Raw genomic sequence first — 24,918 nt, 5'->3', positions numbered from 1 at the left:
CCTTCGGCCCGATCGGAGGCGGCTGATGCCTCCGGCCGGGGACTCCTCTTCGGCCGGCCTGCTTCCTACATCTCCGAGAACGTATTGCGTTGAGGAGGAACGGCATGGCCGATCGTCCGCGGGATCTCGCCGAGCGGATGGCGCGTCGGCGCCAGATAGGCGGCAAGCCGGGCGAGCGCGGCGGCGACGGCTTTTTGCGTGAGACTTTCACTCTGCCGCGCCCGGCGGCGCGGGCGAGGGCGGAGGCTTTCTTCGCCCGCTACCCCAAGGCCGGCTATATGAGCGCGGTCGAGACCTGGCGCGAACTGCCGGGCGGCGAGATCGAATTCACCATGCGGCGGCTGCCCAGCGCCGACTAGACCTCAAGTCTCCTCGAAGGATTCCGCGATGATGCGGATCCGGAACACGGGCTCTTTGGCCTCGTCCAGCAGCTCCATGTGCCATTCGGAATTTTCGTTGAGCTTGCGCGCGAGGCCGGCGGCCATGTCGGCGCAGATGCTGGTCATCATCTTCCAGGCCGCATCGCGATCGGCAAATTCCGTCGCCTGGTCCGCGCAGCCGGAATAGCGGCCGTTCCGAATTCGAAAGAAGTAGAGCGGCATGGCTGGCACCGGTCACATGATGGTCCCGCCTCCCGGGCCATGGGCGCGCGCAGTGCAGTCCCAAACCAGGGACAGATCAATTCCGGGCCGCTACGGACCACACCTCGCGGGCGCGCGTGGCTGCGGCATCCGGCTCGGGTGGTTTATTCATGCGGTCTTGCGCCCGATCGCCTTCAGCTCCCGATCGATGCGCAGCTGCACGCGTCGGATCGCCAGCAGATCGATCTTCGTCTCGGTCTTGCCCGTCCTGATCTCGTCACCGATGCGGAACTGCCACTGCCAGACTCCGGGAAGCGCCGTCTTGGCAACGGTGAACTCAACGCCCCTGTGATTCATGGTCGCCTCCACGATTCACCCTCCATCACCGTGAACATGTTGGGTGTCACCCTATTCCTGCGACAAGCGAAATTTGGCGGTAAGCCTTGGATAATTCACGGTAATCTTTGGAACCGCGCGCGGTCCGGAACAAACGAAATTAGGTTCCGAAAACCGTGCACGGAATTCGGGCAAGGCATGGCAATTCACGCGGTCTTGCCGTGCAACCGTCCGCCGCGAGGAACTCTGTTCATGGTCGGAGAACCCCGGAACGCGGGATCCGCGCATTTGACACATCGCTGCGAAGCGCGGTCCGGATTCCATTCCGCATCTTGTGGAACCCAAGGCGGCGCGCGTTGCCGCCGGCATTCGAAGCGAACAGGTGTGGTCGATACTTTTCCACTTTTGCGTGTCATGTATCTATGCTCTGCTTGTGAATGACGGTTCGAACGCGATGTCACGAAGGGGAAGGTGTGAGCTGGCTGAGACATCTTGTGCTGCGCTGGGGTGCACGGAATTTCTCGCTGACCTGTCCCCATTGCCGGCATCCCGCGTCCTCATCGAGCTTCAAGCGCGCGCGTTTCATGCTCGGTGACGAGAAGCTCGTCTGCGAAGAGTGCGGCGAGACCAGCGTCGTCACGTTCTGGCGTTTCGAAGGACTATCGAGCCGGCCCGATTGCACTGAAGCGAGGCGGCGCGCGCCGCTGTCCGATTCGCGGCAGTGATCCAGCGCCGGCGGTGTGCGTTGAAGTCCACTCCATGCGCGCTGCGGCATATGCCTTGCTTGGCCTCATGACGGCAAACAACATGGGCGCGTCATGCTCGGCATTCCCCGCCGCTACTCTCATTTCGTCTTCGGTGTCATCCAGTCCGGCCTGACCTCGTTGATCGCGGCGGGCATCGCCAGCTTTCCCGCTTCTGGCGCGACGGTCTTCGTCGCGCACTGGATGGTGTCGTGGCTGATTGCGTGGGCCGCGATGCTGCCGATCGTGCTGCTCGCGGCGCCTGCGATCCGCGCCTTCTCGCTGCGGCTGACGCGAGAGGAGAGGGCTCGGTGAGGCCGTCGGCAAGCATGAAAAAACCCGCTTGGGGAGAGCCAAGCGGGTGAAAGGTTATTGGAGGCTGAGGCGCTGGGCTGCAGCACCGTAGCCAGACGACCCTAGCCGGTTGAGCTTACGACAGCCTGACAGGGCCGGCAGATCGGCTTTCAACCTGCCGCGCCTCCGTGCCTGCAAACAGAAAACCCCGCTCGGGGCAGAGCGGGGTCCTCGACTGTGTATGGAGGCCCGGTGTTGGTCCACCGGGCACAGCCAGACTAGGAGACCAGGCTTACGGGTGCCTGACGGCCGGCACCGAAATCCGCGTCGGGAGGCCGCAGACTGGCCCCGCACACGTCCCAATTTAGCCACCCGATCGCACCACTGGAGCCACACCCCTCGGCGAGATTTCGCATCGTCGGCGACGCCATGGGGGAAACGTGGTGTGCCGGCAGCGGGGTGGCATCATGGATAACGTAGAGCGGTCATTCGCCGCCGCGACGGCGGCTGGCTTCGTCGTGCTGGTGATCGGCCTCGTGCTGCTGGCGCTGCTGTAAGGCGTACCGGCGGACGGCAGCCAAGGCCGGACCGGGCTAAAGCAGGCGCTTCGATCCTGGGTGGGCACCCAGGACGCCGCCGCGCCGTTTCAAAACATGGAAAACAACCCCTTGCACAGTAGGGGTCGGGCGGTTTCGTCGCGTGATCAATGGCTTAGCTATAGTATCTAGATGCCTTAAATGCTGCGCAACGGCTCCAGGGGCCCATCGCAGCGCAGCCTTGGTCAGATCAGAAGCCCGTCGGCAGGCTTAGTGGACCTTGATCTCACCGAGGGGAAGGCGGAGTTCGGCGGCGCGCTCTTCGCGGTCCTTCTTGCGAAACTCGTTTTCCTTCCGCTCGAACTTCACCATCTCCTCGTGCGCCGCCGCCAGGAGGTGAGTGCGCCTGACAGCACTGGGATGCGTGTCTTCCGTCATGTTCCTGGTCCCTATCGTTGCGATCGCATCCCGAAGAAAGCCGGACACCGCAGAATGGTTCGATGCCGCAGGATTGCGGAATTATGACGGCGCGCGGCGGCTGCGTCTTTGATGCGCGTCATCTTCAGTCGAAGGGGGACGAATGCGGAGGATCGGCAAAAATCAAGAAGGCCGCCAACCGGGGCGGCCTCTCGTCATCTTTGAATCACTTGATCTTTGGATCGCTTGCCCGCTAGCGGCAGGGCTTCTAGCGGCAGGGCTTCTAACGACAGGGCTTGCCAATCATCTGGGCGTGCCGGCTGTGGCAGCCGTCGTGCAACTGAGACTTCCTCGTCACCTTTATGCCGACCTTTGGGGCGCCCGATGCCGTCGCGGCATTCGATATCTGGGCTTGCGCCGGCACCGAACCGGCGAGGACAGACAGCGCCAGAGCGATCTTGAGGATTGCCTTCATCGTGCCTCCTGAGGTTGTTTGAACGGTACGAAAAGTAGCGCTACTTATATTAGCGTTACATATTGTAGCGTTCAATTCAAGTTCGATCGGAGGTGGATCGCTTATTCCAGGTAGGGCGGGGCGAACGCTTCGGGGAATGGGCCGATCAGGCGGGACCCCTCAAAGGGCGCCCGGGACTAAGTCGATGCATGGTGAGACGAAGAGGCCGCCTACTGAGGCGGCCTTGCTTCGTCGCGATGTGCACGCCCATTGTGGCGAGCCGTGGCGGCTATTGCTTCGTCGCTGGCGGCTCGAAGATGAGGGCGGCTTGGAACACCCGCCCGGCGTCGGTGCGGACTTCGATCGCAACGTCTGTTCGATCCTCGTGTCCCGCCAAGTCGCGCGCGAGGCCGCTCAATGTTTGCGTCGCCTCGATCTCTGCTTCGCGCTGGGTTCGAAACTCCAGTCCCTCTTCGTCGGCATAGAGGCCGGTGTCGTCTCGGATATCGAAAAAGTACCGGACCATGGCGCCGCCTCTCAGAGAGAGTATCGCCGCCAACCCCGCCTTGTGAGGACTGTTCCTAATTATTTCGGCGGCAGGAATCCGGGGGCTGTCCCAATCCCGGGGCGTGGTTGGCGTCCCGTTGGCCGACGAGAATTCAAGGACCGCCGCTTGCAGGTTGGGCAATCGTAGATCTGGACGCAGGGCGCGCCATTGAAACCAGGTCAATCATAGTTGCTTTTACGGACGGTCTCGATCCGCCTTGCGGCCGCCTACAGCTGTGGCGGCGTGACCCTTGCTTCGTCTCTCGTCAGGGCGGCCAGCCTGTCCAATTGGCTAGCCACGCCAGTGAGGCTCCGGGCGATGTTCTTCAACAGGAAGGCCCTCTCCGCGGAAACCCCGGATGCTTGAGAGAGGACCTTGTATTGATTTGCGAGTTCCTCGCATTTAGCAGCGTCGATCATAATTGAGCCCATCTATGAAACAGGTCAACAGCTCAACCCTAATACGGTTCCCACGCGGGGCGCTGACGACCCTTGGCGTTGCAATGCGTCGTATCTTACCACAGGTATTCGTCGTCAGGTTGTGTTCTGCGCCACAAAACTGGTCACTCCCGAAATCAAAGGCGACCGGGCCAGGAAACAGGCTCGTCCCTGAAGACGGCCCCGGCCGGTGGGGCTTGATAGGGGTGAAGGCCGGGGCCGCCTGGGGATGCTTGGCCCTTGGCAAAGACCAAGCGAGTCCGAGTTTAGTCGACCCTCACCGCGCCTCTGTTCGTTTCAGCACACAATTGCCAAATTTTCCTGCCCCGCATTCGCATGCGCAAATTCATCTCGAGGCCGGCACGGTTTCCTTATCGTCTTCGATTGGCAGACCACGGAGACGTGCGTATTGCCTGACCGGCACCCCCGCAGGGCAGATTTTTTCATTCGGATGAGTGGCATCGGTTGGATGATCTCCGACCGAGAGCGTAAGGGCCTGGCGATCATCGAAACAGCTGCGCCCGATGTCTATGCGCGCGCGCCGCAGTCAAGTCCGCCGCATTGCCAAAAATTCCCGCAACCGGTGGGCCTCGGCGGACCCTGCTGCGGCTCGCATGTCCGCCAACCGAGGCCTCAATTCATCTTGCGAAGCTTCCGGATGATCTCCCGCGGGTCGTCGGCATACTACCGTCCGGCTTCCTCGGTGCGCTCCGGATCGGGAGCCGGGAGCGCCTTCGGGAGGGACTGATTTTCGGTCACCTATCTCGGTGTCCCAAACGCAGCTGTGGCAACTCTGACACCGGAACTGCCGAATGAGCTCACAGGAAATCCGTGCAATGAGTGATCCCCGGTAAGGTTGCAATCGCCCCCGGTGCACGTGCCCAGGCTCGGATCGCCAGATTGGCCGCCTTCAAAACCGAGGGGCGCAAGATTTGAAGCGCATCGCGGATCGTTGCGCTCAGGGGCTGCTGAAGGATCCGTGTGCGCAGCCGGGCGACCCGCAATGCACGCACCATCGTTTCAGGATCGGGAAGTCCGCGCTTATCCTCCAGAAGGCTCCAGGCGAGGTGCTTGAGTTCGATGGTCTCCTGGTCAATCTGAGGGAACGATCCCAACGCCGTGATGCTCGCGTGGTTGGTCGTGTCGTAGAACACAAGACCGTCGTCGATCGCCACCATGTCGCCCTGGCAGGCGAGATCGAGAAAGAACAGTTGGTCCACGCCCCAACTGATCGACTTGTAGTTTCGCATCAGGCAACCGGCCCGGATGACCTTGCCGTTGATCAGCAGGGTCGACGGGACAATCCCAAGCAATCGGGTCTTGCCCGCCAGATAGAGATCCGTCAGGCACTGCTGGCCCGAATACAGATAAACCTGGCGTCCTCGCCGGTACTTTATGCCGCTGTCCTGAACGAGATGAGATGTGGAGGTCATGAACGCAGCGGCGGGGTACGTCCTCGCCAATTCCGCAAAAGTCGCAAGCGATCCTGGCGTGAGCCTGTCGTCGTCGTGCAGCACTTTGATCCAGTCGCCGCGACATGCGAGCATCGCGTTGTTGGTATTCTCAACCTGGCCCCGGCCGCGGTGGTTCTCGATTACGCGAATGCGCGGGTCGCTCAGCGCGTGCTCGGACAGGATGCTCCAAGTCGCGCCTTCTGGACCTTCGTCGTCGCTGATCACCATTTCCCAGTCGGCGTGCTCCTGCTGCAGCACGCTTTCAATCGCACGGCGCACCATCTCCGGTCGACGGAAAGTGGGTATTGCCACCGAAATGAATGGGCGGTGTTCCGAACTCCGGGAGCTATCGAACCGCTCGGCGTACAATTGATCCATTCATCGTACCTCGTTGATCGAAGCGGTCGTGGCTGGAAGTGGCAGACCCTTCTTCGGTTTGAGCCTGTTCGCAGAGCATCTTGAATCGAACCGAGCGAACGAGGCGCGTGAATGCTAGGGAGACGATCTCGACTCGGTCATCGTCCATTCGCATGAACTTTGTTCCCGCAGGCCGCGACGTTTCGAAGCGGCCGCTTGTCCGCCTTGGTGAAAGAGTGTCCTGGTTCCCCTCGGTTTCTGTCGCTGTAGCAGCCGCGCCAACGCGGTGACGGATCAAGACGGGGGCAGCCAATCGAGTCGGCGTCAGTTCAGTTTCTTGCGGAGCACCTGAAGGATTTCGCGAAGCTCTGCCGCGCTGCTCCTTTCCAAGAGGGAAGCGAGACGGGAGCGTGATGGCGTTCTCAATCACCGGTAGATTGCCAAGGGCCGCTCGGTGACAGATGGAGGGTGACTGCGTCCTGCCGCGACGTGCTGTCTCACCTCGCGACAATTGAACGACTTCAAATCCGGCCACGGCTCGTTTCAAAATCGGACAGTGAGGTCGGAAACAGGCCGACGCCCAAACCCGGGTGCTGTCCCAATCAGGACACTCGGAACATCAAGTCAGGACAGGTTGCTTGTTGGGCTTCAGAAGCAAGAACGCCGTCCGCTTAAATGAAGCGCGGACGGCGGCTGACCAGCCCCGGGAGGGAAACTGCAAAATCCCGATACCGTTATGTCAGCACGTCTCGTGCCAAGGTTCATCGGGACACCCGCAGAATTTGGAAAACCTTCATCCTCGAGCGTTGATGCCGCCAACGCGAATGACCACGCCGGGATGAATCCGGATCTATGCCGGCAACGCGATACCTCAGGCGCCGTCGGCTTCTAGGCTGGCTTGGGCGGTTGAAGCCCCGGCGATCTCAGCCACTCGCTCATGTGCGAGCCGGTCTCAGCTTGGCGCGCTTTGCGCAGCAGGGTCTCGCGCTCAGCCCCGGCGGGGAGCTTCCTGGCTTGCTCTCTCAGGCGTTGGGCTTCTTGGGCAAGACGTTCTTCGAGGGATTGAGTCTGCTTGAACCGGCGGCGCTCCATGACACAACCTCGTCTTACGGGTCCTAACCGCAGGGTTTGAGTTCCAGTGAACTTAGTATGCCGACGGGCGACCTTCCGTTCCAAAGTGAACTTTCAAGATCAAGCCGCGTCGAAATTCGCCTAGGACCAGGGAGGTCGGAAGCAGGCCAGCGCCAAAATCCGGATGCCGTCCCAATTAGGACAGCGGGACTGTCGGATTGCGACATCAATAAAAACGCCGCCCGCTTAAATGTCGCGCGGGCGGCGGCTTTCCAGCCCCGGAGAGGTGGATGCAAAACCCCGGTGAGGATGAGTGTGCACAGCCTGTGCCAAGGTTTTATGTCACGCTGCGGGACACCTCAGAGGGGCGGGCCACCGCCTGCAACGGCCGCGATCTTCTGATCATCAGAATATCCGGAGGAAAGGACGTGTGGGCCAGGCGTGCCGCGATGGTTCGGGAGGTCGGCGAGCTCTCCGCCCATCTGGTGGTCTAGGCCGAGGTTGGACGGAGAGCCGCGCGCCGGACCCCCGTCGCATGACAATGCTAGGAACGTGCCATGACAGTCGTGTGAAACTGTCGGCGCCGCTCAGTGGACGTTGATCTTATCCAGAGGCAGACGAAGCTCCGCCGCGCGCTCCTGGCGATCGCGCCTGCGGAACTCATTTTCCTTCTGTTCGAATTTGATCATTTCCTGCGTGGCGGCTTCCAATAGCCGATTGCGCCTGTCCGCCTGCTGCTGCGTGTTTTCCGTCATCACCCAGACTCCCTCAACGACTAGCGGCGCCATCCTCAGACCGGCCAGGCACCGCAAAAGATTCGCTAGGGATTGCGGATTTATGACGGCGACGTTCCGCTCGCGGATACACCGTAGGGTTGGCCCAGAAGAAAACAGGCCACGTGTCATTTTAAACCAGGCCACTGTCGCCGGAAACAGGCCAGCGCCCAAAATCGGTCACCTGACGGTCACCAAGACTTGTCGGATTATCTTGCGCTGTTCTTACGTAAGGCAAAACAAAATGCTGATGTCTCGCGTCTGGTCGAAGAGGTTACAGGGCGCGATAAGAAAGGCGTTTTCGAATGAAAGAGGCCGCCAACTGCGGCGGCCTCAAATCGTCAGGATCAGCCAGACGATTAGGCCAGCGTTCACGGTGCCCACAGTGACAATGCCTGCCTGAATAAGTCGCTCGGTCATACGGTTTCCCTCTCGATTGAGAGGGAACCTTGCGCTCAACCGGAACGAGCGTCTATGCGGATTATGCCAAAATCGGGAAATTTCGGTAATATATAACGGCGTGTTCCGCCCGTGAATACACCGTACGGTTGCCCAGAACAAAACAGGCCACGTGTCATTTCAAACTAGGCCAATGTCGCCAGAAACAGGCCAGCGCCCAAATCCGAAAGAACATATTGCGAACTCGGAACAAATAGGGTACATTGCTTTTATCGACGACCCGCCGCGCCAATCGTTTGTCCCGCACCCGAATCCTCGCCATAAGGAGCACGACCCAATGTCCAACACTGCCCTGCGTATCGTCGAAGGATCTTCCATGGACAAGAGTAAAGCTCTGGCCGCCGCGCTCTCCCAGATCGAGCGCCAGTTCGGCAAGGGCTCGGTGATGAAGCTCGGCAAGAACGACCGGTCGATGGATGTCGAGGCGGTGTCCTCGGGCTCCCTCGGGCTCGACATTGCGCTCGGGATCGGTGGTCTGCCGAAGGGGCGCGTCGTGGAAATCTACGGGCCGGAATCCTCGGGCAAGACCACGCTGGCGTTGCACACGGTAGCGGAAGCGCAGAAGAAGGGCGGTATCTGTGCCTTCATCGACGCCGAGCACGCGCTCGACCCGGTCTATGCGCGCAAGCTGGGCGTCAACATCGACGAGCTCCTGATTTCGCAGCCGGACACGGGCGAGCAGGCGCTGGAAATTTGCGACACGCTGGTGCGCTCGGGGGCGGTGGACGTGCTGGTGGTCGATTCGGTCGCGGCTCTGGTGCCGAAGGCCGAGCTCGAGGGCGAGATGGGCGATGCGCTGCCGGGTCTCCAGGCCCGTCTGATGAGCCAGGCGCTGCGCAAGCTGACGGCCTCAATCAACAAATCCAACACCATGGTGATCTTCATCAACCAGATCCGCATGAAGATCGGTGTGATGTACGGCTCGCCGGAGACCACGACCGGCGGCAACGCGCTGAAGTTTTATGCCTCCGTCCGCCTCGACATCCGCCGCATCGGCGCGATCAAGGAGCGCGACGAAGTGGTCGGCAACACCACGCGCGTCAAGGTGGTGAAGAACAAGCTGGCGCCGCCCTTCAAGCAGGTCGAATTCGACATCATGTACGGCGAGGGCGTCTCCAAGATGGGCGAGATCCTCGATCTCGGCGTCAAGGCCGGCATCGTCGAAAAGTCCGGCGCCTGGTTCTCCTATGACAGCCAGCGCCTCGGCCAGGGCCGCGAGAACTCGAAGGCGTTTTTGAAGGCCAACCCCGACATCACCGCCAAGATCGAGACCTCGATCCGCCAGAACTCCGGCCTGATTGCCGAGCAGATTCTCGCCGGCACCCCCGAGCGCGACGCCGACGGCGAGGAGCCGGCGGACGAGTAAGACCTAACGCGAAGAACTTTCGCGAGGAGCGGGCGCTGAAGACGTTGAGTTGCCGACGTCGTCAGTGCCCGTTTCGTTTTGGGGGGCGTTCGCGATGAGACGTGTGATCCTGACCAGTTCGTCGGGCGTGGGTCTCACCTACGCAAATCGTGCCGACATGGTCGTCCCGTTTATCTTTCGCTTCGTTTCGGGGCCGCTGCCTACCTCGCATCACCTCCAGCAATACCTGACGGGAGGCTATGTCAGAGGCGATCCGGAGGTGCGTTGGTCCGATCTTGTTGGCCGGTTGCCTCAGACCGGTCTCGCGCACAAGGAGACAGGCCTGATTTGGTTTTGTGAGACCTATGGCGTCGATCTCATCGAGCTGTGGTTCGACCCTGAGCCTAATAGTCAGTTGCAACTGATCTGGATTCTGGATTATTTGCGGTCCCATCCATCGATCACCGATCGTCTGAGATTGCGACGTGTCAATTTCGACCTGCGCGGAGCGGACGGCACGGAGCTTCGTGATCGTGTGCTGCGGGAATTGGAGGTCGCGGACTGCGACTTCGAGATCGCCAACATGGCCTGGGAAGCTTACCGGGCGTCAACGCCTGAACTTTGTTTCGGGCTTCTGAGCAGGGAGTAGGCTGCCTTTCCTGAAGCCGGCCCTGGAAGCATTGCTGGCAGAACTGCCGTCTCCGACAACCGGACTGGGCGCGACGGAAACGCGGCTTCTCGAACTCATTGCGAGGGGACACAACCGTACCAAGGAGCTGTTTCAGCCGGGCGGGTTGCTCGAAACGCGTGTGTTCGATCAGTGGGAGCTGGGCCCGTTGCTCGAAGGGCTTGCATCCGGCCCGATGCCGGCGATCGCGGGTCTCGATCCGAAACTTGCGACGCTCGCCCCGCACGATGCGAGAGGTCGCAATGCCGCTTATCGCCGGAGTCGGCTGTCGCTGACAGAGTTTGGCAAAGCAGTTGTTGCGGGCCGGGAGGATTTCCGACGTCACAATCCGATCAGACGCTGGTGGGGCGGCACGCTTCTCACCAACGAACGGCTGTGGCGTTGGGACCGAAAGAACCGTTCGCTGGTTGCACCCTAGATACGCGTTCGGGGCCGTAGGGTGGGCAAAGGCGCGCAAGCGCCGTGCCCACCATATTCCAACGCGCACAAAGGTGGTGGGCACGCTTCCGCCTTCGCTCTTCGAGCTAAGGCGGACAAGTCGCTTTGCCCACCCTACGAAGCCACGATCCCTTACTCCGCCGCTTCCGCGTAATCGCTGACCGGCGGGCACGAGCACACCAGGTTGCGGTCGCCGTAGACGTTGTCGACGCGGCCGACCGGGCACCAATATTTGTCGGTGCGCGAGACACCATCGGGGAAGCAGCCTTCGGCGCGGGTGTAGGCGCGATTCCACGCATCATCAGCGATGTCATGCACGGTGTGCGGGGCGTGACGCAGCGGTGACGCCTCGATCTTGAAGCGGCCGGCCTCGACTTCGGCGATCTCCTTCCGGATCGCGATCATGGCGTCGCAGAAGCGATCCAGCTCCGCCTTCGATTCCGATTCGGTCGGCTCGATCATCAGCGTGCCCGGCACCGGAAAGCTCATGGTCGGGGCATGGAAGCCGTAATCGATCAGGCGCTTGGCGATGTCGTCGACAGTGACGCCTGAGGTCGTCTTCAGCGCGCGCGGGTCGACGATGCACTCATGTGCGACCCGGCCCTTCGCGTTCTTGTAGAGCACCGGGAAGTGCGCATCGAGGCGCGCGGCAATGTAGTTGGCGTTGAGGATCGCGATTTCGGTCGCGCGCTTCAGGCCGTCACCGCCCATCATCAGAATGTAGATGTAGGAGATGGTCAGGATCGACGCCGAGCCGAACGGCGCGGCCGAGACCGGGCCGACCGGCGCGCCCCCATTCGTCGCCGGGTGACCGGGCAGGAACGGCGCGAGATGTGCCTTCACGCCGATCGGGCCCATGCCCGGGCCGCCGCCGCCATGCGGGATGCAGAAGGTCTTGTGCAGGTTGAGGTGGCTGACGTCGGCGCCGTAATCGCCGGGCCTGCTAAGGCCGACCTGCGCGTTGAGGTTGGCGCCGTCCAGATAGACCTGGCCGCCATGGCCGTGGACGATGTCGCAGATCTCGCGAATGTGCTCCTCGAACACGCCATGCGTCGAGGGATAGGTGATCATCACCGCGGCGAGATCTTTCGAGTGCTTTTCCGCCTTGGCGCGGAGATCATTGACGTCGACGTCGCCGTTCTTCTCGCAGGCGACCACCACCACGTCCATGCCGACCATCGCGGCCGAGGCTGGGTTGGTGCCATGGGCGGAGGAGGGGATCAGGCAGATTTTTCGGTGCGTCTCGCCGCGCGCGGCATGATAGCCGCGGATCGCGAGCAGTCCGGCGTATTCGCCCTGCGCGCCGGAATTCGGCTGCAGCGAGATCGCGTCATAGCCGGTGATGTCGCACAGCCATTTCTCCAGCCGCGCGAACAGCGCGTGATAGCCCTTGGCCTGCTCGCGCGGCGCGAAGGGATGCAAGGACCCGAACTCCGGCCAGGTCAGCGGCATCATCTCGGTGGTCGCGTTCAGCTTCATGGTGCAGGATCCCAGCGGGATCATCGCACGGTCGAGCGCGAGGTCGCGATCACTGAGCTTGCGCATGTAGCGCAGCATCTCAGTCTCCGAGCGATGCGCGTGGAAGACGGGATGGGTGAGGAAGGCGGTGGTGCGCTTCAGCGCCTCCGGCAGCGCCTCGCGCGTGGTCGCGTCGATCTCGGCATAGGCGAGCGTGCCGCCGAATACGCGCCAGACCGCTTCGACGGTCGCCGGCGTGGTGGTCTCGTCCAGCGCGATGCGGAGCGCGGTTTCGCCAACGCCGAGGTTGATCTTCTCGGCGGCCGCGCGCGCGACGATCTCGGCGCGCTTGGCACCGGCGTCCACGCTGAGCGTGTCGAAGAAGGCTTCGCTGTCAGGCGCAAAGCCGAGCTTGCGCAGGCCGGCGGCGAGCACGGCGGCGCGGCGATACACGTTGCGCGCGATCTGCGCAAGCCCCTCGGGGCCGTGATAGACCGCGTACATCGAGGCGATCACGGCGAGCAGCACCTGCGCGGTGCAGATGTTGGAGGTCGCTTTCTCGCGGCGGATGTGCTGCTCGCGGGTCTGCAGCGCGAGGCGATAGGCCGGCATCCCGCGTGAGTCCACGGAGAGGCCGACGATGCGGCCGGGCAGCGAGCGCTTCAGCGCATCGCGCACCGCCATGTAGGCCGCGTGCGGTCCGCCATAACCCATCGGCACGCCAAAACGTTGCGCCGAGCCGATCGCGATGTCCGCGCCGAGCTCGCCGGGCGAGGCGAGCAGCGTCAGGGCCAAGAGATCGGCGGCAACGATCGCGACCGCGCCCTTGGCCTTCAACGTCGCGATCGCGGGCCTGAGGTCGCGCAACGCGCCCGAGGAGCCCGGATATTGCAGCAGCGCGCCAAGCACGTCTGATTTGTCGAGATCGGCGAGGGGATCGCCGACGATCAGGGTCCAGCCCAGCGGCTCGGCGCGGGTGCGCATCACAGCCAGCGTCTGCGGATGGACGTCCTTGTCGACGAAGAAGGCCTTTGCTTCGACCCGTGAGTGCCGCTCCGCGAGCGCCATCGCTTCCGCCGCGGCGGTCGCTTCATCCAGCAGCGAGGCGTTGGCGACGTCGAGCCCGGTGAGATCGCAGATCATGGTCTGGAAGTTGAGCAGCGCTTCCAGCCGGCCCTGGCTGATCTCGGGCTGGTAGGGCGTGTAGGCCGTGTACCAGGCCGGGTTCTCCAAAATGTTGCGCTGGATCACCGCGGGCAAAATCGTGCCGGAATAGCCTTGGCCGATCAACGAGGTGAAGACCTGGTTCTCTCGCGCGAGCTCGGCCATGTGCGCGATCGCCTCGGTCTCGCTCAAGGGCTTGCCGAGATCGAGCGGAGCGGTCTGCCGGATCGAGGCCGGCAGCGTCTCCGCCATCAGGGCGTCCACGCTCTTGGCGCCGACGGCCTCCAGCATTGCGGTGACGTCGCGCGCCGACGGGCCGATGTGGCGGCGAACGAAGTTGGCGGCGGCGTCGCCATTGGATTTACGGTGCGCGGTCATCATGGGTCCTCGCTTTAGGTCATCTGTCATCGCCGTCGTCGTCATCGTCCGCGAAGGCGGACGATCCAGTACGCCGCGGCTTCTCGGTTCAATCCGTGCTGCCGGTGGCTACTGGATACCCCGCCTTCGCGGGGCATGACGATCGCTTGGGTCTGCTTCATCTCACGCCGTATGTGCCTTGTAGGCGGCCTCATCCATGAGGCCGCCGAGCTCGCTCTTGTCGGCCATCCTGATCTTGAAGAACCACGCCTTGCCTTGCGCGTCCGAGTTCACCAGCGCCGGCTCGGCGGCGAGCGCGTCGTTGGTCTCGAGCACTTCGCCCGTAACAGGCGCGTAGACGTCGGAGGCGGCCTTCACCGATTCGACGACGGCGGCGGCTTCCGCCTTCTTCAGGCTGCGGCCGACCTTCGGCAACTCGACGAATACGACGTCGCCGAGCTGCGACTGCGCGTAGTCGGTGATGCCGACGGTGGCGACGTCGCCGTCGATGGCCAGCCATTCATGGTCGGAGGAGTACAGCGTCGTGGTCATCTTCTCAGTCCTCAGCGTTTGTAGGTGTTTTTCACGAAAGGCATGGCGGCGACCGTGAGCGGCAGCCGCTGGCCGCGCACTTCGGCGAAGAGCTTTGTGTCGAGCGCGCTCGATGCCGTGGGCACATAGCCCATCGCGACCGGCGCGTTCAGGCTCGGGCCGAAACCGCCCGAGGTGACCTTTCCGATCGGCTCGCCGCCCGCTTCATCCGCAAACAGCAGTGCGCCTTCGCGCACCGGCGCGCGGCCTTCCGTGCGCAGGCCGACGCGGCGGCGGCTCGCGCCGTGATCGAAATGAGCGAGGAGCTTTTCAGCGCCGGGGAAGCCACCGGCGCGGGCGCCGCCGCTGCGGCGGCTCTTCTGCACCGACCATTCCAGCGCGGCCTCAACCGGCGTGGTGGCGGTGTCGATGTCGTGGCCGTAGAGGCAGAGCCCGGCTTCCAGCCGCAGGCTGTCGCGGGCCCCCAAACCGATCGGCATCACGTCGGGATTGTCCAGCAGCGTTTTTGCGAGACGCTCGGCATCGGCCGCGGGGACCGAAATCTCGAACCCATCCTCGCCGGTGTAGCCGGAGCGCGAGACGAAGCAGTCGAGACCGGCAACCTTGTGCGGGCCGGCGTCCATGAACTTCATGGCGGGCGCCTCTGCACACAATTTCGCCAGTACCGCTTCCGCCTTCGGGCCCTGCAGCGCGATCAGGGCGCGGTCTTGAAGCGAATCGATGATGCAGTCGTCCGCGAGATGCGCGCGCAGATGCGCCTCGTCCGCTTCCTTGCAGGCGGCGTTGACCACCAGGAACAGGTGATCGCCGAAATTGGCGACCATCAGATCGTCGAGAATCCCGCTGTCCGGATTGGTGAACTGGGCGTAGCGCTGCCGTCCCGGGGCGATCGCCACGATATCCTGTGGCACCAGCCGTTCCAGCGCGCGCGCGGCGTCCTCGACCTTGCCCGACTTCGGCCGAAGCGCGAGCTGGCCCATATGGGAGACGTCGAACAGGCCGGCGGAGGAGCGGGTATGGAGGTGCTCTTTCAGGACGCCCGCGGGGTACTGAACGGGCATGTCATAGCCCGCGAACGGCACCATCTTGCCGCCGAGGGAGACATGAAGCCCGTGAAGGGGCGTACGTTTGAGGGAATCTTGGTCGTCGCGCGCAAGCATTACGGGGCCCTCGGCGGTTCCCCGGGGACGATTCCCCGGTAGCAACCAGTCGAAGCCCCATCTGTCGCTGTGCCTGAGAGTATTATCCCGTCGGCGGACGTCGTCCGGGCTATGCCCGTCGGCGCCTCTTTCCAGATGTCGTCAAAGCCACGCGGTCCTTTTGCCTGAGAGTTTCCGGGGCGGTTGCTCCTTCGGCGCCGGCACCAAAGCCGGTCTCTCCCGACGTGGCCGTACGATACAGATGGGTACAGACCACAGGCCGGCCAAGCCTGTCAACGCGCACCTGGCGGCTTTCAACGGGATTGCAAACGGGATTGCGCGCCTGCGGCAACTCACTGATCTCCTTGCACAGTTTCTGGACAGCGCAGCTGGCCTTGTCTAAAAGCGCTTTGACCCGCAGATATCAGCCCAAATGCCCGGTTTGGATGGCGTATCGCGGGGCCAAGCACACCCGATTGGATGAACATGAGCGGCGTCAACGAGATCAGGTCGACCTTTCTGAACTTCTTTGCCGAGAACGGCCACGAGATCGTGTCGTCCTCGCCATTGGTGCCGCGCAACGATCCGACGTTGATGTTCACCAATGCCGGCATGGTGCAGTTCAAGAACGTCTTCACCGGCGTCGAGAAGCGGCCCTACCAGCGCGCCACCACGTCGCAGAAATGTGTGCGCGCCGGCGGCAAGCACAACGACCTCGACAATGTCGGCTACACCGCGCGCCATCTCACCTTCTTCGAGATGCTCGGCAATTTCTCGTTCGGCGACTATTTCAAGGAGCGCGCGATCGAGCTGGCCTGGACCCTGATCACGCGGGAGTTCGGGCTCAAGAAAGACAAGCTGCTCGTCACCGTCTACCACACCGACGACGAGGCGGCCGGGCTGTGGAAGAAGATCGCGGGTTTCTCTGACGACCGCATCATCCGCATCCCGACCTCGGACAATTTCTGGGCGATGGGTGACACCGGCCCGTGCGGACCGTGCTCGGAAATCTTCATCGATCGCGGCGACCACATCTGGGGCGGACCTCCGGGCTCGCCGGAAGAGGACGGCGACCGCTTCCTCGAATTCTGGAACCTGGTGTTCATGCAGTACGAGCAGGTGACGAAGGAGGAGCGCGTGGATCTGCCGCGTCCCTCGATCGACACCGGCATGGGGCTGGAGCGCATGGCCAGCATCATGCAGGGCGTCGACAGCGTGTTCGAGACCGACCTGTTCCGCCATCTGATCGACGCGACCGCGTCCGCGCTCGGCAGCGGGCCGAACGAGCAGACCGTCGCCTCGTTCCGCGTCATCGCCGACCATCTGCGCTCCTCGGCGTTCCTCGTCTCCGACGGCGTGCTGCCCTCGAACGAGGGCCGCGGCTATGTGCTGCGCCGGATCATGCGCCGCGCGATGCGCCATGCGCAGCTCCTGGGTGCGAAAGAGCCGCTGATGCACCGCCTGGTCTGGGCGCTGGTGCGCGAGATGGGCCAGGCCTATCCCGAACTGATGCGCGCGGAAAACCTGATCGAGGAAACGCTGCGGCTGGAAGAGACCCGCTTCCGCAAGACGCTGGTGCGCGGCCTTGCCATCCTCGACGAGAAGAGCGCGTCCCTGAAGAAGGGCGACATGTTCGACGGCGACGTCGCCTTCACGCTGTACGACACCTACGGCTTCCCGCTGGACCTGACCCAGGACGCGCTGAAATCGCGCGGCATCGGCGTCGACCAGGCCTCCTTCACCGACGCGATGGAGCGCCAGAAGGCCAAGGCGCGCGAGTCCTGGAAGGGTTCGGGCGAGGCGGCCTCCGAAGCGATCTGGTTCCCGCTGCGCGAAAAGCTCGGGGCCACCGAATTCCTGGGCTATGAGACCGAGAGCGCCGAAGGCGTGGTCTCCGCGCTGGTGAAGGACGGCCAGGAAACCGCGAGCCTCAAGGCCGGCGAGACCGGCGCGCTCGTGCTCAACCAGACGCCGTTCTACGCGGAGTCCGGCGGCCAGGTCGGCGACACCGGCGTGCTCAGCGGCGAGGGCGGCATCAAGTTCCGCGTCACCGACACGCAGAAGAAGCTCGGCGATCTCTTCGTTCACGTCGGCACCGTGGAGAGCGGCGAGCTTAAGCTCGGCACCGCGCTCCAGCTCGAGGTCGATCACGGCAGGCGCTCCTCGATCCGCGCGCATCATTCGGCGACGCATCTCATCCACGAGGCGCTGCGCCAGGTGCTCGGCGACCACATCGCCCAGCGCGGCTCGATGGTCGCGCCCGATCGTCTGCGCTTCGACTTCGTGCATCCGAAGCCGATCACGGCGGAGGAGCTTGCCCGCGTCGAGGACATTGCCAATGACGTGGTGCTGGAGAACGACGAAGTCACGACACGCGTGATGGGAGTCGATGAAGCGCGCGAGGCCGGCGCGCGCGCCCTGTTCGGCGAGAAATACGGCGACGAGGTCCGCGTCGTCTCGATGGGCAGGACCGCGCGGGAGCGCGGCGCCAACGCGCTCGGCTGGTCGGTCGAGCTTTGCGGCGGCACCCATGTGAAGCGCACCGGCGACATCGGCCTGATCACGCTGACCGGCGAGAGCGCGGTCGCCTCCGGCGTGCGCCGCATCGAGGCGCTGACCGGCAATTATGCGCGCAGGCACGCCAACGAGACCATGGCGCTGGCGAAGACCGCGGCCAACGAGCTGCGCACCTCGATCGACGACGTCCCGGCGCGCATCACAGCCCTGATGGAGGAGCGCAAGAAGCTCGAGCGCGAGCTCTCCGACGCCCGCAAGAAGCTCGCGATGGGCGGCGGTACATCCGTCGGGAACGGCGCAGCCGCAGGCGTGCGTGAGGTCGGCGACGTCAAGCTGATGGCGCGCGCGGTCGAGGGCATCGAGATGAAGGATCTCAAGAGCCTTGCGGACGACGGCAAGAAGCAGATCGGCTCCGGCGTGGTCGCCATCGTCGGCGTCACCGAGGACGGCAAGGCCGGGATCGTGGTCGGCGTCACCGCGGACCTCACCGCGCGCTTCAATGCCGTGAACCTGGTCCGCGTCGCCTCTGAGGCGCTCGGCGGCAAGGGCGGCGGCGGCCGGCCCGACATGGCGCAGGCTGGCGGCCCCGATGGCGCCAAGGCGCCCGAGGCGCTCGCGGCGATCGAAAAAGCGATGGCAGGCGCTTAAGATTCCATGGGCCCCGTTCCGCGAGGACGTGGGCTTCGCGATCCCGATTTGAGGGATCGCCTCTACGAATTGCTGGAGCACGATCCGCTGGCCTATTCGGCCGGATCGCGCTTCATCCAGATCATCATCAGCGTCATTGTGCTCGACGTCGTGGCGATGATTCTGGCCTCGGTGCCGGAACTGGACGCGCAATTCGGCACGTTGTTCTCGGCGATCACCATTCTCGCCGTGATCGTGTTCGCGCTGGAATATGCCGCGCGGCTGTGGACGGTGGCGGGCCACACACCGCGCAAGGGCTCGGCGCTGGCCGACCGCCTCGGCTACGCCTTCTCCGCGCTCGGCATCATCGATCTCCTGGCCTTCCTCCCCGCCGCGATCGTGCTGGCCACCGGCCGGCATGCGACGCTGGCCGGGCTCGGCGTGCTGCCGTTCTTCAAGCTGATACGGTACTCGCCGGCAATGCGCTCGCTGCTCGCGGCCGTCCATGCCGAGCGGCGGGCGCTGATCGGCTGCATCGTCATCCTGTTCGGTGTGGTGCTGACGTTCGCCTCGCTGCTCTACGCCATCGAGCGCGATGTGCAGCCCAGCAAGCTCGGCACCATTCCAGACGCGATGTGGTGGGCGATCGTGACGCTCGGCACCGTCGGCTATGGCGACGTCGTGCCGGTGACGCCGCTCGGCAAATTCATCTCGGTGTTCGCGATCATCTCAGGTTTTGCCATGATCGCGCTGCCGGTCGCGATCATCTCGACCGCCTTCGCCGAGGAGGTGAGGCGGCGCGATTTCGTGGTGACCTGGGGCATGCTGGCGCGGGTGCCGCTGTTCTCGCATCTCAGCGCAGCGGAGATTGCCGACATCATGCGGCTGCTCCGCGCCCGCACCATCGAGCAGGGCGAGATATTGGTCCGCCGCGGCGATGCCGCCTCGTCGATGTATTTCATCACCGCCGGCGAGGTCGAGATCGCGCTGCCGAGCCAGCAGGTACGGCTCACCGACGGCACCTTCTTTGGTGAGATCGCGCTGCTGCATAAGACAAAACGCAGCGGCACGGTGACGGCGACACGCAAGACGCGGCTGCTCGTGCTCGACGCCCAGGATTTTCACGCGCTGATCGAGCGCATGCCGACGCTCGCCGCCCACGTCCACCAGACCGCAAAAGCCCGGCTGGAGGAGACCGGCGATCTCGCGGCGGCAGAACTGGCGCAGGCGGAGCGCGACGACACCGACCGCTAAGCGGTCAGCCCTTCTTCAGGAAAATGTAGTCGGCCGAGTAGGGCGCGCTTTTGAAATCGCCGGCCTTGTCGCAAGCGCCGTCGAGTTTGCCGCCGTGGGTGTTGATGCGCTGGACCGTGGTAACAGGCGTCAGCACGCCGCTGCCGCGGCGGGAGGCGACCTCCAGCTTCAGCCAGGGGATATCGGCGGCGGTCACACCCGGCGCGTTGCCGATGGCCTTGCCGGCCACGGCGCTGCCGTCGGCGAGCTCCCAGTTCGGCCCGGCATAGTGCCGGCCGACGGTCTTGCCGTCAGCGAGCAGGGTGGCGATCGGCTCGCGAAAAGTCCAGGCGAGCTTGCCGTCGGCGGCTGCCTTGCAGTCATAGCCCTGCGCGCCCTCGGCGTGGACGCTGAGCACGACGCTCTCGCCCGGCGCGGCGATGGCCTCGGGAAGCGACTCCGCGCCTGCGGCGGGTCCGGTCACGGCCGCGAGCAACAGGTAGGGGACGGCGAACTTGACGATGGACATGGGTGGCCTCCGCGCAACGGTGTTAAAATGAAAGGGCCGCGCCCAGGCGCGGCCCTTAATGATGTCTAACCCCGATCAGACGAAAATAATGCGCGGGCTTACGCCAACGCTTTCGTGAGGTTCTCCGCGACCTTGTCGAGGAAGCCGGTGGTCGAGAGCCAGCGCTGGTCGGCGCCGACCAGGAGCGCGAGGTCCTTAGTCATGTAGCCTTCCTCGACGGTGTCGACGCAGACCTTCTCCAGGGTGCTCGCGAACTTGGCGAGCTCGGCATTGTTGTCGAGCTTGGCGCGATGCGACAGGCCGCGGGTCCAGGCGAAGATCGACGCGATCGAGTTGGTCGAGGTCTCCTTGCCCTTCTGGTGCTCGCGGTAGTGGCGGGTCACCGTGCCGTGGGCGGCTTCGGCTTCCACGGTCTTGCCGTCGGGGGTGAGCAGCACCGAGGTCATCAGGCCGAGCGAGCCGTAACCTTGCGCGACCGTGTCGGACTGCACGTCGCCGTCGTAGTTCTTACAGGCCCAGACATAGCCGCCGGACCATTTCAGCGCCGAGGCCACCATGTCGTCGATCAGGCGGTGCTCGTAGGTCAGGCCCTTGGCGTCGAATTCCTTCTTGAACTCGCGCTCGTAGACGTCCTGGAAGATGTCCTTGAAGCGGCCGTCATAGACCTTCATGATCGTGTTCTTGGTCGAGAGATAGACCGGGTAGTTGCGCAGCAGCCCGTAGTTCAACGAGGCGCGGGCGAAGTCGATGATGGAATCGTCGAGATTGTACATCTGCATCGCGACGCCGGCGCCCGGGGTCTTGAACACTTCCTTCTCGATGACGGTGCCGTCCTCGCCGACGAACTTCATCGTCAACGTGCCCTTGCCGGGGAACTTGATGTCGGTGGCGCGATACTGGTCGCCATAGGCGTGGCGGCCGATGATGATCGGCTTGGTCCAGCCGGGAACCAGGCGCGGCACGTTCTTGCAGATGATCGGCTCGCGGAAGATCACGCCGCCGAGAATGTTGCGGATGGTGCCGTTCGGCGACTTCCACATCTGCTTGAGGTTGAACTCCTTCACCCGGGCCTCGTCCGGGGTGATCGTGGCGCACTTGACGCCGACGCCGACCTTCTTGATCGCCTCGGCGGCGTCGATGGTCACCTGATCGTTGGTTTCGTCGCGGTACTCCATGCCCAGGTCGAAATAGAGCAGCTCGACATCAAGGTAGGGGTTGATCAGTTTGTCCTTGATGTACTGCCAGATGATCCGGGTCATCTCGTCGCCATCGAGTTCGACGACGGGGTTGGACACCTTGATTTTTGCCATGATCGGGGAAGCCTCTTGGGAACGGCGCTTTGGCGCGCCACGGGAATATCCGCCGCCTCTTAGCACCGGACTGCAGCGGGCGAAAGCCAAGGGATTATGCACTTTTAGCTCATCCAGCTTGCCCAGATGGGGGGCGGGGCGGGCCCTGCCGCGGGGCGGGCCTCAGGCTTCAGAAGAGATTCAAAAGTCGAATCCAACCCGTTATTTCCCTTGAGAATTTCGTCAGGACAGGCAAACGACAGGTGAACGGGCAGCCGCCCCCAACGGATCGGGGCAGACCGGCTTTGAATCAATTCCTGAAGAGCGCCTTGCCAAGGCCTTGAGAACCAGTGTGAAAGCGAAGAGAGATGTCGGGGACTGACAAGACCAAGGCGGGCCTTTCCCTCGACGGTCCCATCGTGATCCTGGTCGAGCCGCAGCTTGGCGAAAACATCGGCATGGCCGCGCGCGCCATGGGCAATTTTGCGCTCAGCCGATTGCGCATCGTCAATCCCCGCGACGGCTGGCCCAATATCGCCGCGCAGCGCGCCGCGGCCGGTGCCGACTACATTCTGGAAAAGGTCGAATTGTTCGACACGGTCGGCGAGGCGGTCGCGGACCTCGACCTGCTGTTCGCCACCACCGCGCGTCCCCATGACCAGGCCAAGCCGGTGGTGGGGCCCGAGGCAGCCGCGACCGAGATCTCGGGGCACATCGCCACAGGCGGCAAGGCGGGCATCCTGTTCGGCCGCGAGCGCTGGGGGCTGACCAACGAGGAGGTCGGGCTCTCCAACCGCATCATCACCTTCCCGGTCAATCCGGGCTTTGCCTCGCTCAATCTCGCCCAGGCCGTGCTGCTGGTCGGCTATGAATGGTTCAAGCGGGCAACGTCAGGCGAGCTGCCGCACAGCATGCCCGAGCGCTCCGAGCGCGCCTCGCAGCATCAGATGCAGGCCTTCTTCGACAACCTCATCCGCGAGCTCGACCGGGTCGAATTCCTCCGCCCGGCCGAGAAGCGCGACACCATGCTGGTCAACCTGCGCAACATCTTCAGCCGCATGGAGCCGACCAGGCAGGACATGCACACCCTGCACGGGGTGGTGATGGCGATCGCGGAGGGGCGCAAGGGCCCGGCCAAAGGCGGCGTGCTCGACGGCGAGCAGGCCACGCGCCTGCGCGCGCTGCTGGCCGAGCACGGCCAGGGCGGCGGCGTGCCCGACAGCGGTTCGACCGTGCGCGGGCTCGCCCGCCTGCTCCGCCGCAACCCGACCGACGCCGAGCGCCTGCTCTGGCAGGCGCTGACCCGCGACCGCCGCTTCGCAGGAGGGTTCAAGCGCCAGACCCCGGTCGGCCGCCACATTCCCGATTTCGTCTCGTTCCCGCACCGGATCGCGATCGAGCTGGTCAACCCGGGTGAGGGCGAGACCATCGCGGCCGATCGTGCGGGCCGGCGGACGTGGCTGGAGGCGCGCGACTATCGCGTGCTGGAGATCCGGGCGGCGGATGTGGAGCGCGATCTCGAGGCGGAGCTGGTGCGGTTGCAGGGGATGATCGAGCCAAGCGCGTAGGCCGGAGCTCTCGTAGGGTGGGCAAAGGCGCGTAGCGCCGTGCCCACCATTTTGCCTTCGAGCGCGATGGTGGGCACGCTTCGCTTTGCCCACCCTACGAGATCGCGCTTGTGGGGTGCGTTAGTCGTACTGCGTCAGGCGGCGCTTGCGACCTGGGCTTTCGGGCCGCTCTGCTGGAGGCGACGTAACGCCGCGAGGTTGGTCTCGACCGAGGCGAGGCAGCAACGCGATTTGCCGCCTGACTTCGCCTCGTAAAGTGCTGCATCGGCGACCGCGAGCAATTCCTCGACTTCGGCGCCATGATCCGGCGACATCGCAATGCCGACGCTGGCGCCGACACCGGCGCGCACCTCGCCGCCGAGCTCATAGGAGACGGCAACCTCGCTGATGAGGCGGTATCCCGCCTCCTGGGCCATTTCGGCCGTGACGCCGTCGACGAGCACGACGAACTCGTCGCCGCCCATCCGGGCGACCACCGCGCTGTCCGGCAGCGCCCGGCGCACGCGCCCGGCCACCGCTTTCAGCACCTCGTCGCCCGCCGCATGTCCGAACGTGTCGTTGACCGGTTTGAAGTCGTCGAGATCGAAGAACATCACAGCGAACCGTCGTTCGGCGTGGGCTCCAAGTCTGGCGCTGAGTGCCTCGACGAAGCCCGCGCGATTGAGCAGCCCCGTGAGTGCATCATGATGCGCGCGATGGCTGTTCTCGCGTTCGGCGCGCATGGTGGTGATCAGCATCCGATTGAGGCGGAAGGCGGCGGCCGTCATCGCGGCCAGATACATCGGCACCTGGAGGTAGACGATGTAGAACAGCGGTTCGCCGGCGAACGCAGCGCCGGGGATGATGGGACCGAGACTCAGCAGGATCATGGTCCTGGCCAGCCGCGGCGCGCCGAAATTGCGGAAGCAGATGCCGCCGACCATCGCCGCCGCCGAGAGCGAGGCCAGCATGGCGACGACCCAGTCCCCGCTGACCAGGCTGGCAACGACGCCAAATCCAACGCTGGCGCTCCAGGCGACCGCGAGCAGGAGATGAAGGTCGGTCGGCGTCGGGCGGTGGGCACGCGCCCTGCGATGCGCGCTGACGAGCACGGCGAGGCGGGCCAGGCAGATCGCGATCTCCATGACCAGCCAGACAATGAATGGTGCAGTCTGCTTGCGGCCAGCGATCACGGCGGCGACGGCAATGGTGTTGACGGCGCCGGCAGCAAAAACCGGCAGCGATCCATAGAGCTGGACAATGAGCGCGGCGCGGATGTCGTCGGGAACACCTAGCCCCGGCTCGGCGAGCCAGCGTGTCAGGCGCCAGCGCGGCGCACTGTAGAGTCCCTCGTCCGATTGCATTGCAGAGCGTCCCCGTATTCCGGGCGCCAACAACGATGACCGCTCCTAACAAGCCTTTTAAGACAGCCATCGATTGCCGGGCGTGCTTGACGCAAGGTAAACCGTCGCAAGCGCGGCTGCGGGCGTGCAGGAGAATGCGGATTGGTGCAGGCCGAAGGTGCGGCGACGGATGTGTTGCGTGATTAGAGGGAGGGCAAAGCGACTTGTCCGCC

At 63.9% G+C, this 24,918-nt stretch carries 23 protein-coding genes and 1 riboswitch; of the genes, 9 read left to right on the top strand and 14 right to left on the bottom strand.

From position 1 onward, the window contains the following. Positions 1-104 precede the first annotated feature (104 nt). Positions 105-359 (top strand): hypothetical protein, encoded by a 255-nt coding sequence (locus QJT78_RS07490; protein ID WP_028152657.1) that lies wholly within the window; start codon positions 105-107, stop codon positions 357-359. 3 nt (positions 360-362) lie between these two features. Here QJT78_RS07490 and QJT78_RS07485 read toward each other — a convergent pair whose 3' ends face one another. Both QJT78_RS07485 and QJT78_RS07480 read right to left on the bottom strand, forming a co-directional pair. Further along, positions 363-602, bottom strand: coding sequence for a hypothetical protein (locus tag QJT78_RS07485; RefSeq protein WP_028152656.1), 240 nt, complete (start codon positions 600-602; stop codon positions 363-365). A 147-nt stretch (positions 603-749) separates the two neighbouring features. Continuing rightward, on the bottom strand, positions 750-938 hold the full coding sequence (locus QJT78_RS07480; RefSeq protein ID WP_028158398.1) for a hypothetical protein: 189 nt from the start codon (positions 936-938) through the stop codon (positions 750-752). Positions 939-1,390: 452 nt separating this feature from the next. Here QJT78_RS07480 and QJT78_RS07475 point away from each other — a divergent pair, with 452 nt between their 5' ends. After that, on the top strand, positions 1,391-1,642 hold the full coding sequence (locus tag QJT78_RS07475) for a hypothetical protein (RefSeq protein ID WP_049831897.1): 252 nt from the start codon (positions 1,391-1,393) through the stop codon (positions 1,640-1,642). Positions 1,643-1,735: 93 nt separating this feature from the next. Next, a complete protein-coding gene (locus tag QJT78_RS07470) occupies positions 1,736-1,975 on the top strand; it encodes a DUF2798 domain-containing protein (RefSeq protein WP_028152653.1) in 240 nt (79 codons plus the stop codon). A gap of 785 nt (positions 1,976-2,760) precedes the next feature. On the opposite strand, the gene QJT78_RS07465 is transcribed toward QJT78_RS07470, so the two are convergent. The 6 genes from QJT78_RS07465 to QJT78_RS07440 all read right to left on the bottom strand — a co-directional run bounded on the left by QJT78_RS07465 (position 2,761) and on the right by QJT78_RS07440 (position 7,982). Then, complete coding sequence (locus tag QJT78_RS07465) at positions 2,761-2,928, bottom strand: hypothetical protein (protein WP_193375895.1); 168 nt, start codon at positions 2,926-2,928, stop codon at positions 2,761-2,763. Between the two features lie 262 nt (positions 2,929-3,190). Further along, positions 3,191-3,382 (bottom strand): hypothetical protein, encoded by a 192-nt coding sequence (locus QJT78_RS07460; RefSeq protein ID WP_028152652.1) that lies wholly within the window; start codon positions 3,380-3,382, stop codon positions 3,191-3,193. Positions 3,383-3,650: 268 nt separating this feature from the next. Continuing rightward, on the bottom strand, positions 3,651-3,887 hold the full coding sequence (locus QJT78_RS07455) for a hypothetical protein (protein WP_028152651.1): 237 nt from the start codon (positions 3,885-3,887) through the stop codon (positions 3,651-3,653). A gap of 1,276 nt (positions 3,888-5,163) precedes the next feature. Beyond that, positions 5,164-6,177 carry a glycosyltransferase family 2 protein gene (locus QJT78_RS07450; RefSeq protein ID WP_028152649.1) on the bottom strand — a complete coding sequence of 338 codons (1,014 nt, stop codon included), beginning with the start codon at positions 6,175-6,177 and terminating at the stop codon, positions 5,164-5,166. 867 nt (positions 6,178-7,044) lie between these two features. After that, positions 7,045-7,248 carry a hypothetical protein gene (locus QJT78_RS07445; protein ID WP_080586477.1) on the bottom strand — a complete coding sequence of 68 codons (204 nt, stop codon included), beginning with the start codon at positions 7,246-7,248 and terminating at the stop codon, positions 7,045-7,047. A 566-nt stretch (positions 7,249-7,814) separates the two neighbouring features. After that, positions 7,815-7,982 (bottom strand): hypothetical protein, encoded by a 168-nt coding sequence (locus QJT78_RS07440; protein WP_085965495.1) that lies wholly within the window; start codon positions 7,980-7,982, stop codon positions 7,815-7,817. Positions 7,983-8,736: 754 nt separating this feature from the next. Here QJT78_RS07440 and recA point away from each other — a divergent pair. The 3 genes from recA (at position 8,737) to QJT78_RS53135 (ending at position 10,910) form a co-directional block, all read left to right on the top strand. Beyond that, positions 8,737-9,825 carry a recombinase RecA gene (gene recA, locus QJT78_RS07435; RefSeq protein ID WP_014494106.1) on the top strand — a complete coding sequence of 363 codons (1,089 nt, stop codon included), beginning with the start codon at positions 8,737-8,739 and terminating at the stop codon, positions 9,823-9,825. A 94-nt stretch (positions 9,826-9,919) separates the two neighbouring features. Continuing rightward, positions 9,920-10,453, top strand: a complete 534-nt coding sequence (locus QJT78_RS53140) for a hypothetical protein (protein WP_249151616.1) — start codon at positions 9,920-9,922, stop codon at positions 10,451-10,453. A gap of 31 nt (positions 10,454-10,484) precedes the next feature. Beyond that, positions 10,485-10,910, top strand: a complete 426-nt coding sequence (locus QJT78_RS53135) for a hypothetical protein (protein WP_309248374.1) — start codon at positions 10,485-10,487, stop codon at positions 10,908-10,910. A gap of 152 nt (positions 10,911-11,062) precedes the next feature. Here QJT78_RS53135 and gcvP read toward each other — a convergent pair whose 3' ends face one another. The 3 genes from gcvP to gcvT all read right to left on the bottom strand — a co-directional run bounded on the left by gcvP (position 11,063) and on the right by gcvT (position 15,621). Further along, complete coding sequence (gene gcvP, locus QJT78_RS07425) at positions 11,063-13,930, bottom strand: aminomethyl-transferring glycine dehydrogenase (RefSeq protein ID WP_028147516.1); 2,868 nt, start codon at positions 13,928-13,930, stop codon at positions 11,063-11,065. 162 nt (positions 13,931-14,092) lie between these two features. Continuing rightward, positions 14,093-14,461, bottom strand: coding sequence for a glycine cleavage system protein GcvH (gene gcvH / locus QJT78_RS07420; RefSeq protein ID WP_028147515.1), 369 nt, complete (start codon positions 14,459-14,461; stop codon positions 14,093-14,095). A gap of 11 nt (positions 14,462-14,472) precedes the next feature. Beyond that, complete coding sequence (gene gcvT, locus QJT78_RS07415) at positions 14,473-15,621, bottom strand: glycine cleavage system aminomethyltransferase GcvT (RefSeq protein ID WP_281460204.1); 1,149 nt, start codon at positions 15,619-15,621, stop codon at positions 14,473-14,475. Between the two features lie 143 nt (positions 15,622-15,764). Next, a riboswitch (glycine riboswitch) is annotated at positions 15,765-15,853 on the bottom strand. Between the two features lie 233 nt (positions 15,854-16,086). Between gcvT and alaS the strand changes: the two genes are divergently transcribed. Then, entirely contained in the window at positions 16,087-18,765 is a 2,679-nt protein-coding gene (alaS, locus tag QJT78_RS07410; protein WP_028147513.1) for an alanine--tRNA ligase, read from the top strand. 6 nt (positions 18,766-18,771) lie between these two features. Then, positions 18,772-19,998, top strand: coding sequence for a cyclic nucleotide-gated ion channel (locus tag QJT78_RS07405; RefSeq protein ID WP_028147512.1), 1,227 nt, complete (start codon positions 18,772-18,774; stop codon positions 19,996-19,998). Between the two features lie 4 nt (positions 19,999-20,002). Here QJT78_RS07405 and QJT78_RS07400 read toward each other — a convergent pair whose 3' ends face one another. Next, positions 20,003-20,506 carry a DUF3455 domain-containing protein gene (locus QJT78_RS07400; protein WP_281460203.1) on the bottom strand — a complete coding sequence of 168 codons (504 nt, stop codon included), beginning with the start codon at positions 20,504-20,506 and terminating at the stop codon, positions 20,003-20,005. Positions 20,507-20,604: 98 nt separating this feature from the next. After that, a complete protein-coding gene (locus tag QJT78_RS07395) occupies positions 20,605-21,816 on the bottom strand; it encodes an NADP-dependent isocitrate dehydrogenase (protein WP_028147510.1) in 1,212 nt (403 codons plus the stop codon). 347 nt (positions 21,817-22,163) lie between these two features. Here QJT78_RS07395 and QJT78_RS07390 point away from each other — a divergent pair, with 347 nt between their 5' ends. Continuing rightward, entirely contained in the window at positions 22,164-23,363 is a 1,200-nt protein-coding gene (locus QJT78_RS07390; RefSeq protein ID WP_038942004.1) for a TrmJ/YjtD family RNA methyltransferase, read from the top strand. Positions 23,364-23,497: 134 nt separating this feature from the next. Here QJT78_RS07390 and QJT78_RS07385 read toward each other — a convergent pair whose 3' ends face one another. After that, positions 23,498-24,706 carry a GGDEF domain-containing protein gene (locus QJT78_RS07385; RefSeq protein ID WP_028147508.1) on the bottom strand — a complete coding sequence of 403 codons (1,209 nt, stop codon included), beginning with the start codon at positions 24,704-24,706 and terminating at the stop codon, positions 23,498-23,500. Between the last annotated feature and the right edge of the window lie 212 nt (positions 24,707-24,918).

Origin of the sequence: Bradyrhizobium sp. Mp27 (assembly GCF_029953005.1) — a bacterium.
In the GTDB taxonomy this organism is placed as follows: Bacteria; Pseudomonadota; Alphaproteobacteria; order Rhizobiales; family Xanthobacteraceae; genus Bradyrhizobium; species Bradyrhizobium barranii.
Note: the sequence above shows the minus strand (reverse complement) of the source record. Positions and strands in the feature narration are given on the sequence as shown.